Source organism: Mycolicibacterium stellerae, from assembly GCF_003719305.1.
Lineage (GTDB): Bacteria > Actinomycetota > Actinomycetes > Mycobacteriales > Mycobacteriaceae > Mycobacterium > Mycobacterium stellerae.
The window spans coordinates 254,462-269,525 of sequence record NZ_RARC01000004.1 but is presented as its reverse complement, the minus strand read 5'-3'; the positions used below and the strand labels follow the sequence as shown (position 1 = coordinate 269,525).

Sequence of the window (15,064 nt, the reverse complement as noted above, 5' to 3'; positions counted from 1 at the left end):
CCTTGCGTGCGCGGCGCCACTATGCGTCTTCCTCAGACCGCTTGCGCACCATCGTCTTTCGCGACGCGGTCGCCACGATGTCGCCGTGCTGATTGCGGCCGGTATGGGCGAAGGTGACGATGCCCTCCCCCGGACGACTCTTGGACTCGCGCTTGTCGGTCACCTCGGTCTCGGCGTAGAGCGTGTCACCGTGAAAGAGCGGCTTCGGGAAGGCGACCTCGCCGAACCCCAGGTTGCCGACGATCGTGCCCTGGGTCAGTTGCGCAACCGACAACCCGACCAGCGTGGACAACGTGAACATCGAGTTCACCAGCCGCTGGTTGAACGGCGGCAGCGCGTCGGCGAAGGCGGCATCCAGATGCAGCGCCTGGGTGTTCATCGTCAGCGTGGTGAACAAGACGTTGTCGGCTTCGGTGATGGTGCGCCCCGGCCGGTGCTGGTAGACGACGCCGGGCTCAAACTCCTCGAACCACAGGCCGCGTTGAGTTATCACCTTCTTGTCGGTCACCTCTGCCGAATCGTTCACTCCGCTCACAGCCCAGCCTCGCGAGCGATCAGCATCAGCTGCACTTCGGTTGTCCCTTCACCGATTTCGAGGATCTTGCTGTCGCGGTAGTGCCGTGCGACGGCGTATTCATTCATGAAGCCGTATCCGCCGAACACCTGTGTCGCGTCGCGCGCGTTGTCCATCGCGGCCTCGCTGGCAACGAGCTTGGCGATCGCGGCGGCCTTCTTGAACGGCTTGCCGGCCAGCATGAGTGCGGCGGCGTCGTAATAGGCCGTGCGGGCCGTATACGCCCGCGCCTCCATCCGCGCAATCTTGAAGGAGACGGCCTGATACGTGCCGATCGCCGCGCCGAAGGCCTCCCGTTCCTTGGCGTACTTCACGCACTCGTCGACGCAGCCCTGTGCGGCGCCGACCGACAGCGCGGCGATCGCGATGCGGCCCTCGTCGAGGATGCGCAAGAAGTTGGCGTAGCCGCGCCCGCGTTCGCCCAGCAGGTTCTCCGCGGGCACCCGGACGTCGTCGAAGCTCAGCGGATGGGTGTCGGAGGCGTTCCAGCCGACCTTGTTGTACGCGGGCTCGGCGGTGAAACCGTCAGTGGGGACCGGCACCAGGATCGACGAGATCTCCTTCCTGCCATCGCTTTCCCCGGTGACGGCGGTGACCGTCACCAGCTTGGTGATGTCGGTACCGGAGTTGGTGATGAACTGCTTGCTCCCGTTGATGACCCAGTGCCCGTCATCGAGCTTCGCCGTCGTCTTGGTCGCGCCCGCGTCGGTTCCGCCGCCCGCCTCGGTAAGCCCGAACGCGCCCAACGCCTTGCCACTTGCCAACAGCGGCAACCACTCCTGCTTCTGGTCGTCGTTGCCGAAGCGGTACACCGGCATCGCGCCGAGCGATACACCGGCCTCCAGCGTGATGGCGACGCTCTGGTCGACCTTGCCGAGTTCCTCGAGCGCGAGGCACAGTGCGAAGTAGTCGCCGCCCATGCCGCCGTACTCCTCGGGAAACGGCAGTCCGAACAGCCCCATGTCGGCCATGCCCGATACGACCTCGTACGGGAACGAGTGCTCTTGGTCGTGCTTGGCGGCGACGGGCGCCACGACGCTCTGCGCGAAGTCCCGCACCGTCTTGGCGAGCTGCTCGTAATGGTCGGGCAGCATCCCCGTTGCCAGAAATTCACTCATGACTGCTCTGCTTTCTCACTAGCTGTAATCCTGGCCAGCGGCTGGTCCACCTTCACCTGGTCGCCGACGGCGACGAGCAGTTCGACCACACCGGCAACCGGTGCGGTCAACGCGTGCTCCATCTTCATCGCCTCGACCGCGACGACGACGGCACCCGCATCGACATTCGCGCCGTCCTCGACACCGACGGCGACGACGGACCCCGGCATGGGGCTGACGAGTTCGGCGTCGCCGCTGTGCTCGTCGTCGGGGCGGACGGGCGCCTCTCGCACCTCGTCGACCACTGCGGTGCGTCCTGCGCGCGCCAACCAGACCTGGCCGTCTGCCGCGGCGACCAGGTAGTCGGTGCGCAACCCGTCGAGTGTCACCACAAGCCGATCGCCATCGAGACTTACTGTGAGCGGACGTGATTCGCCGACCTCGACGACGGCGGTTGCTGCCTGCGGCGTTCCGGTCAGGTACACGTGGTCGGTACGATCACCTGCGCGCAGCCGGGCGGCGGTCGAACCGTGCTGCCCTATCCGCCAGCCCGACGGCACCTCCCACAGGTTGCCCGCCGGTACCGGCCAGCTGCGCAGCCACTTGTACGCCGCTGCGGCGATCAGCTCATCGTCTCCGGGTTGAAACGGCGCGAAATCCGTTGTCCTGCGGTCCAACAACCCGGTATCGAGCCGGCCCGCCACGACATCGGGGTCGGCCAGCAGGAAGCGCAGGAACTCGACGTTCGTCGACACCCCCAGGACGGCGGTGTCGGCCAGTGCGCGGTCAAGTGCGCGTAGCGCGGCGGGCCGGTCGGCGGCATGCGCGATGACCTTGGCCAGCATCGGGTCGTAGTCGCTGCCGACCACCGTTCCCGTCGCGAGGCCGGAATCCACTCGCACACCCGGGCCGTAAGGTTCGGTGAGATCGAGCACCTCGCCACCGGTCGGCAGGAATCCGCGCGCGGGATCCTCTGCGTAGACACGCGCCTCGATGGCGTGCCCGGTCATCGTGATTTCGTCCTGTGCGATCGGAAGCTTCTCCCCCGCAGCGATGCGCACCTGCTGCTCGACGAGGTCGATGCCGGTGACCATTTCGGTGACCGGATGCTCGACCTGCAGGCGGGTGTTCATCTCCATGAAGAAGAACTCGTCGGGCCGGTCGGCGGACACGATGAACTCGACCGTGCCCGCGCCGGTGTAGTCGACGCTGCGCGCGGTGTCGCAGGCCGCGGCGCCGATCCGCGCCCGCGTGGCGACGTCCAACAGCGGTGATGGCGCTTCCTCGATCACCTTCTGGTGGCGTCGCTGCAGGCTGCATTCGCGTTCGCCGAGGTGGACCACGTTGCCGTAGCCGTCGGCGAGCACCTGCACCTCGATGTGGCGGGGGTTCAACACGAATCGCTCGAGGAACAGGGTGTCGTCTCCGAATGCCGCGCCGGCCTCACGCCGCGCACTGGTCAGGGCGGCCGCTAGCTCCGACGGTTCGTGAACGACCCGCATGCCCTTGCCGCCGCCCCCTGCTGACGGCTTCACCAGTACGGGATAGCCGACGTCGCCCGCCGCCGCGATCAGGTCGTCGTCGGTGAGGCCGGGCCGAGCAATGCCAGGCACGACCGGTACACCGAACGCCGAAACCGTCGTCTTGGCGGCGATTTTGTCGCCCATGGTCTGGATCGCCTTGACCGGCGGCCCGATGAACACGATGCCCGCCGCCTCTAACGCGGCGGCGAATTCGGCGTTCTCCGAGAGAAACCCGTAACCGGGATGGATCGCCTGGGCTCCTGTTCGGCGGGCGGCGTCGACGACGGCGTCGATGTTGAGGTAGCTCTGCCTTGCGGGAGCGGGCCCAATACCGACAGCGACGTCCGCCTCGGCGACGTGGCGGGCGTTGGCGTCGGCGTCGCTGAACACTGCAACCGAGCGAATGCCCATCTCGCGCAGCGTGCGGATCACCCGCACGGCGATCTCGCCGCGATTGGCCACCAGGACAGTATGGAAGTTCACGACATCACATCCGGAACACGCCGTAGGAGACCGCTTCGACCGGTGCCTGGCCCACCACCGAAAGCGCCAGCCCAAGAATGGTTCTGGTGTCAGCGGGGTCGATCACGCCGTCGTCCCACAGCCGCGCGGTCGAATAGTAGGGATTGCCCTGACTTTCGTACTGTTCCCGGATCGGGGCCTTGAACTCTTCCTCCTGCTCTGGTGTCATCTCGCCGCGCACGGTGGCCAGCACCGACGCGGCCTGCTCACCGCCCATCACCGAGATCCTGGCGTTCGGCCACATCCACAGAAAACGGGGCGAATACGCGCGCCCGCACATCGAGTAGTTTCCCGCGCCGTACGAGCCGCCGATGACCACGGTGAGTTTCGGCACCCGCGCACATGCGACGGCGGTCACCATCTTGGCGCCGTGTTTGGCGATGCCGCCTGCCTCATAGTCGCGGCCGACCATGAAGCCCGAGATGTTCTGCAGGAACAGCAGCGGGACGATCCGCTTGTCACACAGCTCGATGAAATGTGCACCCTTCACCGCTGATTCGGAGAACAGCACCCCGTTGTTGGCGATTATCCCGACGGGATGGCCGTGAATACGAGCGAAGCCGGTCACCAGCGTGGAGCCGTATTCGGCCTTGAACTCCGCGAACTCGCCGCCGTCGACGATTCGGGTGATCACCTCGTGCACGTCGTAGGGCACCCGCGCATCGACGGGAACGACGTCATAGAGCTCGCTCTGGTCGGCTACCGCATCGACCGTCGGGGCGACGTCCCACGGTGCGTCGAGGCGCGGCCCGAGCGTCGAGACGATGCGTCGCACGATCCGCAGTGCGTCGCGGTCGTCGTTGGCCAGGTGGTCGGTCACACCGGAGGTTTTCGAGTGCAGGTCACCGCCGCCGAGCTCTTCGGCGGTCACGACTTCGCCGGTCGCGGCCTTCACCAACGGCGGGCCACCCAGGAAGATCGTGCCCTGGTTGCGGACGATGACCGCTTCGTCGCTCATCGCGGGTACGTATGCGCCGCCCGCGGTGCACGAGCCGAGCACCGCGGCGATCTGGGGAATCCCCTCGGCGCTCATCGTCGCCTGGTTGTAGAAGATGCGGCCGAAATGGTCGCGGTCGGGAAAGACCTCGTCCTGTCGGGGCAGGAACGCGCCACCCGAGTCGACGAGGTAGATGCAGGGCAGCCGGTTCTGCCGGGCGATCTCCTGGGCGCGCAGATGCTTCTTGACCGTAATCGGGTAGTAGGTACCACCTTTCACGGTCGCGTCGTTGGCCACAATCATGCATTCGCGCCCCGATACCCGCCCAATGCCGACGATCATGCCCGCGCCGGGACACTCGTCGTCGTACATGCCGTCGGCGGCAAGGGCCGAGACCTCGAGCAGTGGGCTTCCGGGGTCAAGGAGCCCGTCAACCCGATCCCTCGGCAGCAGCTTGCCGCGACTGACGTGACGCCCGCGAGCTTTGGCCGAGCCGCCGAGCGCGGCAGTAGCCATCTTCTCCCGCAGCTGCGCGACGAGCTGCACATGCTGCTCGCGGCTGGACTGAAGCGTCGATGTCATCGGTGCTGCCCGTCTCGGTTGAGTTAATGCCGACTAACTCGTAAGATGTTAGTGACGATTAACCGAAATGTCCACCAGCGCGGATTGGGGGTAAGACCGTGTCCCTCCCCGCGTCAGGGTCGGCTTCCGCGCCGGCCGGAACCAGCCGCAGCAAGGCCAAGTCCGACCGGCGCGACAAGCTGATCGCCGCGGCAGAACGGCTGGTCGCCGAGCGTGGCTTTCTCGCCGTGCGACTCGAGGACATCGGCGCCGCAGCAGGTGTCAGCGGGCCCGCGATCTACCGGCACTTCCCCAACAAGGAAGCGCTGCTGGTCGAGCTGCTGGTGGGTATCAGCGCGCGGCTGCTCGCCGGGGCGAGGACGGTCGTCGTCGAAGCTGCCGATGCCGCCACCGCGCTGGAGCGATTGATCGACTTCCACCTCGACTTCGCGTTGGGCGAGTCGGATCTGATCCGAATTCAGGACCGCGACCTGGAATATCTGCCCGACCCGGCGAAGCGTCAGGTCCGCAAGGCCCAGAGGCAATACGTGGAGATCTGGGTCGACGTTCTTCTCCGGCTGGACCGCGCGAGCGACGAGGCGGATGCGCGGTTGATGGCGCACGCCGTCTTCGGACTGTTGAATTCAACGCCGCACAGCGTCCGGCCAGGCGCGGCCAAATCGGCCGGCCGAGGAACGATTTCCGGGTCGCGGGCGATCTTGAGAAAGATGACGATCGCGGCCCTGTCGTCGGCCGGCCGAAGCGGCGGTTAGGCGCTAGCCAGCGCTAGTACCAGACTTTTCGACCACCCACAGCGCGGCCGGTGGCCCCGAGGATCCAGAACACCGCGCCAATGACGATCAGCACCACGCCGATGTACGTCAAGATCGAGATGCCGAAAAGGATTCCGAGTATCAGGAGGATCACTCCAAGGACAATCATGGTTACTCCGTTCGATTAGTGAATTATCAAGAGCCCGTTGACTACTGGCTGGGCTCGGGCAGTTTTACATCACAATCCGCTACCTTCGGGTTCGCGCCCGCGTAGTTCAATGGCCCTGCTACGACCGTCAACGCGATGGTTCCCGCTGTGGCGCAATTGTTTGCGTCGGTCTTGAAGTAATCCCGTTGGTAGGCCGCCACGACACCGATCAGCAACCAAACCAAGACGATTACGCCGAGAATTCCGCCACCACGCATGCTGGCCTCCTCCTGTTGAGCGCCGACTTGGCGCAGGAGAGTTTTACCCAGGGGATAATTTCAGTAAACGCGTCAATTTGATCTTGAACCGTTCAGGAATCGGGGACCGACGCAAACGCCATGCTTAGCCACTCACCCATCGCTTTGACCAGCACGGTTCGGTTCTCACGCTTGTCGATCTCATGGCCGTCGTCCTCGAACAGCAGTTGCTCGACAGTGCGGCCCAAAGCCCGCAACGCGTCGAACATCTGCTGTGACTCGCTGGGCGGCACGTTGGTGTCGTTGAGTCCGTGGACGAGCAGAAGGGGTGCGGTCAACGCGTGTGCGCGGAGCAAAGGTGACAGTTGGTCAAGCAACTCCCGGTCACTCACCGGATGGCCGTACTTCGCATAAGCCGCCGCGGCGATCCACGGCTCAGTGTTGCGGTACCACGTGTTCAGGTCGCTCATCCCGCAGATGCTGATGCCCGCCGCGAACAGCTGCGGATGGAACGTGAGCGCCGCCTGGGTCAGGTATCCGCCGTAGGACCAACCGCAACACGCGATGCGCCCAGCGGGGGCCAGACCTCGGTCGGCCAAGAACAGCGCCGCATCGGCCACGTCGTCGATGGCCGCGAAACGCTTCTCCCTGTCGTCGGCATGCATGAAGGACCGGCCGAATCCCCCGGATCCGCGGACATTTGGCAGGAACACGGTGATGCCCGCCTCGAGCAGTGGTGGAAAGAATTCGTTGTACCCCGGCCTGCCCTGTCCCTCGGGCCCACCGTGCAGGAACATCATCGCCCCGATCGAATCCACCCCGTCTGGTGGTCGGAACAACCAGCCGGTGATGTCCAACCCGTCGCGGGTGGTGATGGTCTCCAGCGTCGGGGCTGCGGACAGCGGCCCCCTGCTGGGCTCGCGGTCGATGCGCTCCCATTCTCGGGTTCGCGGATCGACGAGTTCCACGGTGCGCGGCTTGTCCGGGCCCTCGACCGTCATCGCCACCATCGACCCGCCCGCGCTGATGCTCAGCTCGCTGGCCACCATACCGGGCAGCGGAATCGGCTCGTGCAGGGTGTAGTCGGCGTACTCGAGGATCTGTAACTCGCTGGCGCCGTAGATGTTCCACAGCATAGCCACCGTCGAGAGATCGTCGCTGACGGCGAACTCGTCGAGTTCATAGCCGGGGCGCTCGGCAACGACCTGGTAGGACACCCCGTCCACAGTCGTGGTCACCTCGAGCAGGCGTGCGTGGTTGGTCCCGTTTTCGCTGCGGATCAGTGCGCGCACGTAACCGTTCGTACTGTTGCGCCCGTAGAACTTCGCGGGTTGATACAGCTCGAACGTCTCCCCTTCCAGACCCGACCGCAAACGCCGTGGGTGCTGATCGTCCAGGATGATGCCGGTGTCGGTGGTCGAGCCCGGATCGTATGGCAGCAGCGCGGTTTCAGTCAGCCCGCGCAGCATGATCAGGTCACGGTAACCGCGAGGTCCGACGCGCACCAACGCCGCGCCGGCCCAGGCGTCGACCAGCCGTCCGCCCGACCGGCGGTCGAGGATCGTCGTGGTGCCGTCGGCGGGATCGATGAGGCAGGAACTGCCGACGCCGTCCTCGCCGGTGAGAATGGCCGCGACTTGTGTGCCGTCCCAACCGATCAACTCGGCGGTGCCCTCCGGCGCGCCAGGCAGCCACATGTCGATGCGCCGAGCATCGCGGTCATCGGGATCGGTGGTGACCACCCAGATCTGACTGCGGCTGCCGCCTTCCGGTGCGACCTGGCAGGCCAGCCAGTGCCCGTCGGCGGAATGCATGACCCTGATGACCGGGCCCTCGACGGGTAGCTCGACATCCCGCGACGAGCTCGCGCGCCAGCCGCGCAGAAAACGCTGCACCGCCCGCGGGTAGCCACCGTCGTCGACGAGGTGCGCGAACGCCGTTGCGTCAGGCGACAGGGACGCACCGTAGTTGGTGCGCACCTGCTGCCTCATGGGATCAGCCTTTCATGCTCTGCAACCACATCTCGAGGACCGCCAGCTGCCACAACGCGTTGGCACCAAGGGTCGTGCGGGTCTCATTCGGGGCGGCCAGCAGCGCGTCGACGGTTTTCGGCCGGTAGAGGCCGCGTGCGCGCGCGGCATCGTTGGTGAGCGCATCGCGCACCATGTCATAAATCTCACCGTGTAGGTGCCGGATGCCGGGCACCGGGAAGTAGCCCTTCGTGCGGTCGATCACCTCGGATGGCAGCAGTGCGCGCGATGCGTTCTTCAGAACACCCTTGCCACCCTCGGCCAGTTTCAGTTCGGCGGGACAGGCGGCGGCGAGTTCGACGAAATCGTGGTCAAGGAACGGCACCCTTGCTTCGAGACCCCAGGCCATTGTCATGGTGTCCACCCGCTTGACGGGGTCATCGACCAGCATTACCTGCGTGTCAAGCCGTAGTGCCGCGTCGATCGCCGTCTCGGCGCCCGGCGCGGATTGGTGGGCCGAAACGAACCGGTGGCTCGGATCCTCGGTCGCAATCCCGTATTCGGGCGAGAAGATTTCCAACACCTCGGCGTGGCCGCGGTCGAAGAAGACCTTCGCGTAGGCCTCGGTGGTGTGCTCGCGGGCGATGTTCGCCAGCGGCGGGTACCAGTCGTAACCGGCCAGGATCTCGTCGGCGCCCTGGCCCGACTGGACCACCTTGACCGATTTGCTGACCTCTTCGGACAGGAGATAGAACGCCACGCAGTCATGGCTGACCATCGGTTCACTCATCGCCGCAATGGTTTTGGGCACCGCGGGCAATAGCCGCGAGCTGTCGATGTGGATGCGATGATGCTCGGTGTCGAAGGTCTCGGCGATCAGATCGGAGTAGAAGAACTCGTCGCCGGACTCATCACCGACCGAGTCGAAGCCGATGCTGAACGTGGAAAGGCCGTGCTGGCCCTGCTCGGCAAGCAGTGCCACCACAATCGAGGAGTCGATGCCACCCGACAGCAACACCCCGACCGGCACGTCGGCGACCATGCGTCGTTCCACCGCGGTACGAAGCGCCTCCATCAGCGCGTCCTGCCAATCCCTCGCGGACCACAAGGCGCGCGACGGGTCCCGCTCGAACACCGGTGTCCAGTACACGGTGTCGTCGAAGGAACCGTCGGGCGCGATCACGCGGACGGTGGCGGGCGGCAGCTTTCGCACGCCGCGGTAGATGGTGCGCGGCGCGGGCACCACGGAATGGAAACTCATGTAGTGATGTAGGGCGTGACGATCCAGTTCGGTGTCGACGTCGCCTGCGTCGAGCAGCGCGCGCACAGTCGATGCGAACCGCAGCCGCCCGGGAGTCTGCGCCAGGTATAGCGGTTTGATGCCGAGACGGTCGCGCGCCAGCGTGACGACACCGGTTTCGCGGTCGGCGATCGCGAACGCGAACATGCCCTTGAAGCGGTCCACACAGCCGATGCCCCACCGGTGGAAGGCCTTGATGACCACCTCGCTGTCTGCCGCCGAGAAGAATCGATAGCCGGCGGCTTCGAGTTCCTTGCGCAGATCCTGATAGTTGTAGATGCAGCCGTTGAACACCAGCGTCAGCCCGAGGTCACTGTCCACCATCGGCTGTGCACCCCGGGCTGACAGGTCGATGATCGAGAGTCGCCGATGACCGAACGCGATCGGCCCGTGGGCGAATATCCCGTCGGAGTCCGGTCCGCGTGACGCCATCGCTTCGGTCATCCGGGTGACGGCGGCGACGTCTGCCGACGCACCGTCCCAGCGGATTTCTCCGCAGATGCCACACATATCCCTGTCTCCCTACGTCGAGCCTGTCCGTATCCAGGTGTCCTTGCTGCCGCCACCGGACGACGAGTTGACGATTCGGGAGCCTGCCGCCGCCACCCGGGTCAGCGCGGCAGGCATGACGTGTGCCGAAATGGAATCCCCCGATCCGGCGCGAAGGTGCACAAAAGCCCGAAGGTCTACGTGGTGCGGGTACATCCCTTCACCGTCGAAGGTCGGGTGCGTGGACAACGCGATGACCTCCTGTGCGATGTATCGCTCGGGTTGCGCCTGCAATTCGCGCCGACGGGCGTCCAGCAGCTCCATCGTCGCCTCGGGACCGATCACCACACCGCCGCCGCCTAGCCCGTCGATCGGTTTGGTCACCAGGGCGGCGAGGTTGTCCAGCACGTGGTCACGTTGTTCGCGTTCGGCGCAGATAAAGGTCGGCACCTGAGCGAGGGACGGTGTCTCACCGAGGTAGTACTCGATCATCGCAGGGACGTAGGCATAGATCGCCTTGTCGTCGGCGACTCCATTTCCCAGAGAATTGGCGATGGTCAACGTTCCGCCCGCGACCGCCCCCAGCAGGCCCTCCCGAAGCGGCGCACCGTCGTAGCCGGTGGACGACAACACCATGTCCTCGTCCATCCGCGCGTACAACACGTCGATCGCGTGGGTACCAGAACCCATGTGGCGCAACAATCTTCCTTCGCGCACCGACAGGTCCGAGGACTGCACGAGCGCGATGCCCATCTCTTCGGCGAGAAACCTGTGCTCGAACCAGGCCGAATCGTCCCAGCCCGCCGACAACAGGGCCACCGTCACCTCCTCGGGGGCCCGCGCCGGCGCGGCGGCGCGCAGCGTGTCGAGCAGAGACTGGGCCACCTGGCTCACGTCACAGGTGTCGGCGGGCCGGTCCAGTTCGGGCAGATGCTTCGACAGCAGCCGCCGGTTGACGACCGCGTACGCGGTGCCGGAAGGGATGCGCAGGTTGTCCTCGAGCACCATCCAGTTGCCCGCCCGGTCGCAGACCACGTCGGTTCCGCTGATGTGCGCACGAACCGGGTCGCGCGACACCTGCCCCGTCGACCGAAATCCGGGGGCGCGGTCCAACGCGTGCAGCCCGATGATGCCGTCTTTGACGATGGCTTGCTCGGAATAGATGTCGCGGAGGAACGCATTGAGCGCCCTGGCCCGCTGACCCAGCCCCACGGTGAGTTGCGACCATTCTTCGGCAGAAACGATGCGCGGCACCAGGTCTAGTGGAAACACCTGTGCGCGGCTCTGACCACTGACGCGGAACATGATGCCGTCGGCGCGCTGTTCCTGTTCGATCTCGCCTTCCCGGGAGCGCAGCACCGAAACCCCCAGTTGGACAACGGAGCCCAGGATCCTCTCGTAGGCCGATCGCGGATTTCCTTGGGGATCGACGGCTTCGTCGTAGCTCACCGCCGCGAACTCGTCGCTGTTGTCGTAGTCGCCATCGGGTTGGTAACCGAACAGCAGCGTCGGGTTCTGCGTCACCGCGGCCGAAGCGCTCGGCCAATTGCCCGCAGTCTCGGCGATCAACTGGTCGACGACGTCGGTCAGCCGACCACGGCGACGCAAAGCGCGGCGCTGACGGGCTGCCGAGGTCCCCGCGATGAGAACCCTGCGAGTCAGATCGCTGATCGCGTCCCAGTCACCCGCGGCCTCCAGCTGCGGGCGCAATGACCCGACCAGGTCGGAGACGACGTCGGCTGCGGGTCGGCTCACCGGACCATCGACGTCGACGAGCTCGCCTTCCAGCCCGGATCGCGCAGCCCGCCACAGCGCGGCCCGACCCAGCGGCGGGGACACCTCGAACGCGGGCACACCGGCCCGCAGCCCGTCGACTTCGCGTTCCACCAGCGCGCGGAACAGCCCGGCGATAAGCACGATGGTGTCCACGGACGGGCAACTGTCGCATATCCGCAATTCCAGCGTCGGCGTGGCGATTGCGGGCCTGGCGTCGAAGTAGACCATCCCCTCATCGGTGATCACGCCGCTGGCGACCAACTCGGAGACGAGCTTGTCGTACTCGGCTGCCGACGAAACCGGCGCGGCAAGCCCCGTCGTCGGCCAGCGCTGCCAAACCAGGGTGCGACCGCTTGAGTAGCCGGTGTCGGATCCGTCGGCCCAGAACGGAGAGCTGGCGCTCAGCGCAAGCAAGGTTGGGAGGTAGGGCGCCACCCGATTGGCCACGACAACAGACTCGTCGCGGTCCTCGATCCCGACGTGTACCTGGGTGCCGCAGATCAGTTGTTCTCGGGCGAGCAGCTGATAGTCGGCGAGCATCTGCCGGTAACGAGCGGTCTGGGTGACCTGCATTTCGGCGGGCACCGCGAGCGGCACCGCGCCCGCAGCGACTACGCCGATGCCCAGCCGGCTGGCTGCGTCTACCAACACCTCGCGATGACCGCGTAGATCGGCGCGCAGGGCATCGAGGGAATCGACGACGCCGCTGTTCATTTCGATCACGCAACGCTGCAGCTCGGCTACGTAGGTGTCGGACAACTCGTCGAGCAGTTCGGGCGCGCGGGCCGTCAGCCGACGGGTCTTGAGGTCGACGAGGTGAAACTCCTCCTCGACACCCAGGGTTCGCGGCATGGCTCACTCATCTCGCTGCAGTAATTGACGCTCGAGTAATGCAGGAGTGCCCCCAGCGGCGGCGGCTAAATCCTGGTCGTCCACGCCAATTGTCCGCCCGCGGGCCGGCAGCGGCACCCGGAGCGCATAGCCGCGCAGGTACCCTGCAGAAATGAGGTGGGCATGACCAACACACCACGAGGCGAAGGCCCGGATCCAACACAACCGTTGGGCCCCAGCTATCCCGCGTACGGTGATCCGGCGTATGCAGGCCAACCGCCGTATCCACCCACCTACCAAGCGCCCCAGGCGCCGGATGCCACCCGGCAGCTACCGCCGTACTCGCCGTACGGTTACGACCAATACTCCACTGGCCATTACGGGACAGGTCAATACGGGACAGGGCAATACGGCACAGGGCAATACGGCCAACCGTACCCGCCCGGCGAACCGTCGGAGGGCCCGCAGAAGCCCAAGTCGCCGCGGTGGCTGTGGGCGGCGGCCGGGGTGGCGGTGCTGCTGGTTGTCGGCCTGGTGATCGCCTTGGTCGTCGTCAACAGCTCGAAACAGGACACTGTGGTTGCGCCGCCACCGATGCCGGAGCCCACCACATCGACGACTCGGACGCCGCCGACGACGTCGCTGCGGCCACTCCCCCCGATCGTTCCCGTTCCGACACCGAGCACCACCACCACCCCGCCCAGCGAGTCGTCGACCCCTGGCGCGACCGAGTCGGTGATCTACGAGGTCACCGGAACCGGCAGGGCGATCAACATCACCTACGTCGACACGGGCAGTCTGCTCCAGACGGAGTTCAACGTCGTGCTGCCCTGGCGCAAGGAAGTCGAATTGCCGAGTCCAGCAGAGGATTCGGCGAGCCTGACGATCATCAATGTCGGTCGGCAGGTGTCCTGCTCGGTGACGGTCAACGGGGTCAAGGTGCAGTCGAACACCGGCAATGGCCTGACGATCTGCACCGCCCTCCGTTAGCGAGCCGCAACCTTGTGCGGCGCGTGTACCAGCGCCATCATCACCATGCCCGCAGCCAGTACAAGCACGAGACCGCCGATACCCGCCCGAACCGCACCGAACCAGTCGATGAACACCGAGATCAGGAACGGCGCGAGGAACGACACCGCGCGACCGGTCGTCGTGTAGAGGCCAAACGTCACGCCTTCCTTACCCTCGGTCGACATGCGCAGCATCAGGGTGCGCGCCGACGACTGCGTCGGCCCGACGAACAGGCAGAGCAACAGCCCGCAGACCCAGAAGCCGAGCGGTCCGGACAGCGACCAGAGCACCATCGAGATCACGATCATCGATGCCAGTGAGCCGAGGATGACGGGCTTGGATCCGAGCCGGTCATCCACGAGACCACCGACAATTGCACCGAATGCGGCGATGACGCTCGCGCTCACACCGAACAGCAGCACGTTGGCGCTCGATATCCCGTAAGCGCTGACCCCGAGAACGGCGCCGAACGAAAACACTCCGGTCAACCCGTCGCGAAATACCGCGCTGGCGAACAGGTAATAGACGATGTTGTGGTCGCGGCGCCATTCGCCGACGATTTCGCGCCACAGTTTGCGGTAGGCCCCGATGAGACCGACGCCCGCTGCGTCGCCGGGCTCACGCGGCGGCGTGGGCACCGCAAAGAAGATGGGCAGCGCGAACAGTGTGAACCACACGGCGGCGAGCAACATGGCCGCCCGCACGTTCTGGCCGTCGGCGGCGGGGATTCCGAGCAGTCCCCGGGTATCGCCGTCGCCGGCAATGACGCCGGCATAGACGATCACCAGCAGCATGACACTGCCGGAATAGCCCATGGCGGAACCGAATCCGGAGATGCGGCCCGATGTCTGAGGTGTCGAGAGCTGGCGCATCATCGCGTTGTAGGGCACCGTCGAGAGCTCGGCGCATGCGGCGGTGCCCCCGAGCAGCGCCAGGCCCAGCCACAGATAGTGGTAGTCGTCGCGCACCAGGCTCATCGATGCGGTCAGCAGCACCACGACCCCGCTCAGCAGCGCAAGCACACCGCGGCGCCGCCAGGGCGCGTCGACCCACACACCGGTGAGCGGAGCCAGCACAGCGACCACCAGGCCGGCGGCGGCCAGCGCCCGGAACAGCCAACTCTGCGGCGTCGTCCCTCCGGGTAGGTCGTCGCCGACGGTGCTCGTGAGATAGACCGAGAAGACGAATGTCGTGACGATCGCGTTGACACCCGTCGCGCCAACGTCCCACAGTCCCCAGGCCAGGACCTGCGATCGCGGTGCGGATTGCCCGGGCGGCCGCGTTTCGCTCACGGT

12 protein-coding genes are annotated in these 15,064 nt (G+C 65.8%); 2 read left to right on the top strand and 10 right to left on the bottom strand.

The genetic code is table 11. The features are described 5' to 3' along the window. Positions 1 to 19: 19 nt before the first annotated feature. The 4 genes from D6M19_RS08500 to D6M19_RS08485 are packed head-to-tail and all read right to left on the bottom strand — an operon-like array spanning position 20 to position 5,235. Complete coding sequence (locus D6M19_RS08500; protein WP_234834765.1) at positions 20 to 535, bottom strand: MaoC family dehydratase; 516 nt, start codon at positions 533 to 535, stop codon at positions 20 to 22. Next, on the bottom strand, positions 532 to 1,692 hold the full coding sequence (locus tag D6M19_RS08495) for an acyl-CoA dehydrogenase family protein (protein WP_123024731.1): 1,161 nt from the start codon (positions 1,690 to 1,692) through the stop codon (positions 532 to 534). Before D6M19_RS08495 ends, D6M19_RS08500 begins: the two co-directional genes overlap by 4 nt. Next, entirely contained in the window at positions 1,689 to 3,677 is a 1,989-nt protein-coding gene (locus D6M19_RS08490) for an acetyl-CoA carboxylase biotin carboxylase subunit (RefSeq protein ID WP_123024730.1), read from the bottom strand. The genes D6M19_RS08495 and D6M19_RS08490 overlap by 4 nt, the downstream gene beginning before the upstream one ends. A 4-nt stretch (positions 3,678 to 3,681) precedes the next feature. After that, positions 3,682 to 5,235, bottom strand: a complete 1,554-nt coding sequence (locus tag D6M19_RS08485; protein WP_123024729.1) for a carboxyl transferase domain-containing protein — start codon at positions 5,233 to 5,235, stop codon at positions 3,682 to 3,684. Positions 5,236 to 5,333: 98 nt separating this feature from the next. Here D6M19_RS08485 and D6M19_RS08480 point away from each other — a divergent pair, with 98 nt between their 5' ends. Next, a complete protein-coding gene (locus D6M19_RS08480) occupies positions 5,334 to 5,987 on the top strand; it encodes an SACE_7040 family transcriptional regulator (RefSeq protein ID WP_123024728.1) in 654 nt (217 codons plus the stop codon). Between the two features lie 13 nt (positions 5,988 to 6,000). Here the strand turns inward: D6M19_RS08480 and D6M19_RS08475 are convergent, their stop codons facing one another. The 5 genes from D6M19_RS08475 to D6M19_RS08455 all read right to left on the bottom strand — a co-directional run bounded on the left by D6M19_RS08475 (position 6,001) and on the right by D6M19_RS08455 (position 12,779). Then, positions 6,001 to 6,156, bottom strand: a complete 156-nt coding sequence (locus D6M19_RS08475) for a DUF6131 family protein (RefSeq protein ID WP_123024727.1) — start codon at positions 6,154 to 6,156, stop codon at positions 6,001 to 6,003. Positions 6,157 to 6,197: 41 nt separating this feature from the next. Then, positions 6,198 to 6,413: a hypothetical protein gene (locus D6M19_RS08470; RefSeq protein ID WP_123024726.1), complete on the bottom strand. Its 216-nt coding sequence runs from the start codon at positions 6,411 to 6,413 to the stop codon at positions 6,198 to 6,200. Positions 6,414 to 6,505: 92 nt separating this feature from the next. Further along, positions 6,506 to 8,383, bottom strand: a complete 1,878-nt coding sequence (locus D6M19_RS08465; RefSeq protein ID WP_123024725.1) for an alpha/beta hydrolase family protein — start codon at positions 8,381 to 8,383, stop codon at positions 6,506 to 6,508. 4 nt (positions 8,384 to 8,387) lie between these two features. Next, entirely contained in the window at positions 8,388 to 10,172 is a 1,785-nt protein-coding gene (locus D6M19_RS08460) for an N-acetylglutaminylglutamine amidotransferase (RefSeq protein WP_123024724.1), read from the bottom strand. Positions 10,173 to 10,184: 12 nt separating this feature from the next. Further along, positions 10,185 to 12,779 (bottom strand): carboxylate--amine ligase/circularly permuted type 2 ATP-grasp protein, encoded by a 2,595-nt coding sequence (locus tag D6M19_RS08455; RefSeq protein WP_206428476.1) that lies wholly within the window; start codon positions 12,777 to 12,779, stop codon positions 10,185 to 10,187. Between the two features lie 162 nt (positions 12,780 to 12,941). On the opposite strand from D6M19_RS08455, the gene D6M19_RS08450 reads away from it, so the two are divergent. Beyond that, positions 12,942 to 13,748 (top strand): MmpS family transport accessory protein, encoded by an 807-nt coding sequence (locus D6M19_RS08450; protein WP_123024804.1) that lies wholly within the window; start codon positions 12,942 to 12,944, stop codon positions 13,746 to 13,748. Here the strand turns inward: D6M19_RS08450 and D6M19_RS08445 are convergent. After that, a complete protein-coding gene (locus D6M19_RS08445) occupies positions 13,745 to 15,061 on the bottom strand; it encodes an MFS transporter (RefSeq protein WP_234834764.1) in 1,317 nt (438 codons plus the stop codon). The two genes, D6M19_RS08450 and D6M19_RS08445, sit on opposite strands and share 4 nt — an antisense overlap. Positions 15,062 to 15,064 lie beyond the last annotated feature (3 nt).

Bases quoted from the DNA above. Each gene is read 5' to 3' on its own strand.
- D6M19_RS08495 (WP_123024731.1), bottom strand. From the start codon at position 1,692: ATGAGTGAATTTCTGGCAACGGGGATGCTGCCCGACCATTACGAGCAG.
- D6M19_RS08485 (WP_123024729.1), bottom strand. From the start codon at position 5,235: ATGACATCGACGCTTCAGTCCAGCCGCGAGCAGCATGTGCAGCTCGTC.
- D6M19_RS08475 (WP_123024727.1), bottom strand. From the start codon at position 6,156: ATGATTGTCCTTGGAGTGATCCTCCTGATACTCGGAATCCTTTTCGGC.
- D6M19_RS08470 (WP_123024726.1), bottom strand. From the start codon at position 6,413: ATGCGTGGTGGCGGAATTCTCGGCGTAATCGTCTTGGTTTGGTTGCTG.
- D6M19_RS08465 (WP_123024725.1), bottom strand. From the start codon at position 8,383: ATGAGGCAGCAGGTGCGCACCAACTACGGTGCGTCCCTGTCGCCTGAC.
- D6M19_RS08460 (WP_123024724.1), bottom strand. From the start codon at position 10,172: ATGTGTGGCATCTGCGGAGAAATCCGCTGGGACGGTGCGTCGGCAGAC.
- D6M19_RS08455 (WP_206428476.1), bottom strand. From the start codon at position 12,779: ATGCCGCGAACCCTGGGTGTCGAGGAGGAGTTTCACCTCGTCGACCTC.
- D6M19_RS08450 (WP_123024804.1), top strand. From the start codon at position 12,942: ATGACCAACACACCACGAGGCGAAGGCCCGGATCCAACACAACCGTTG.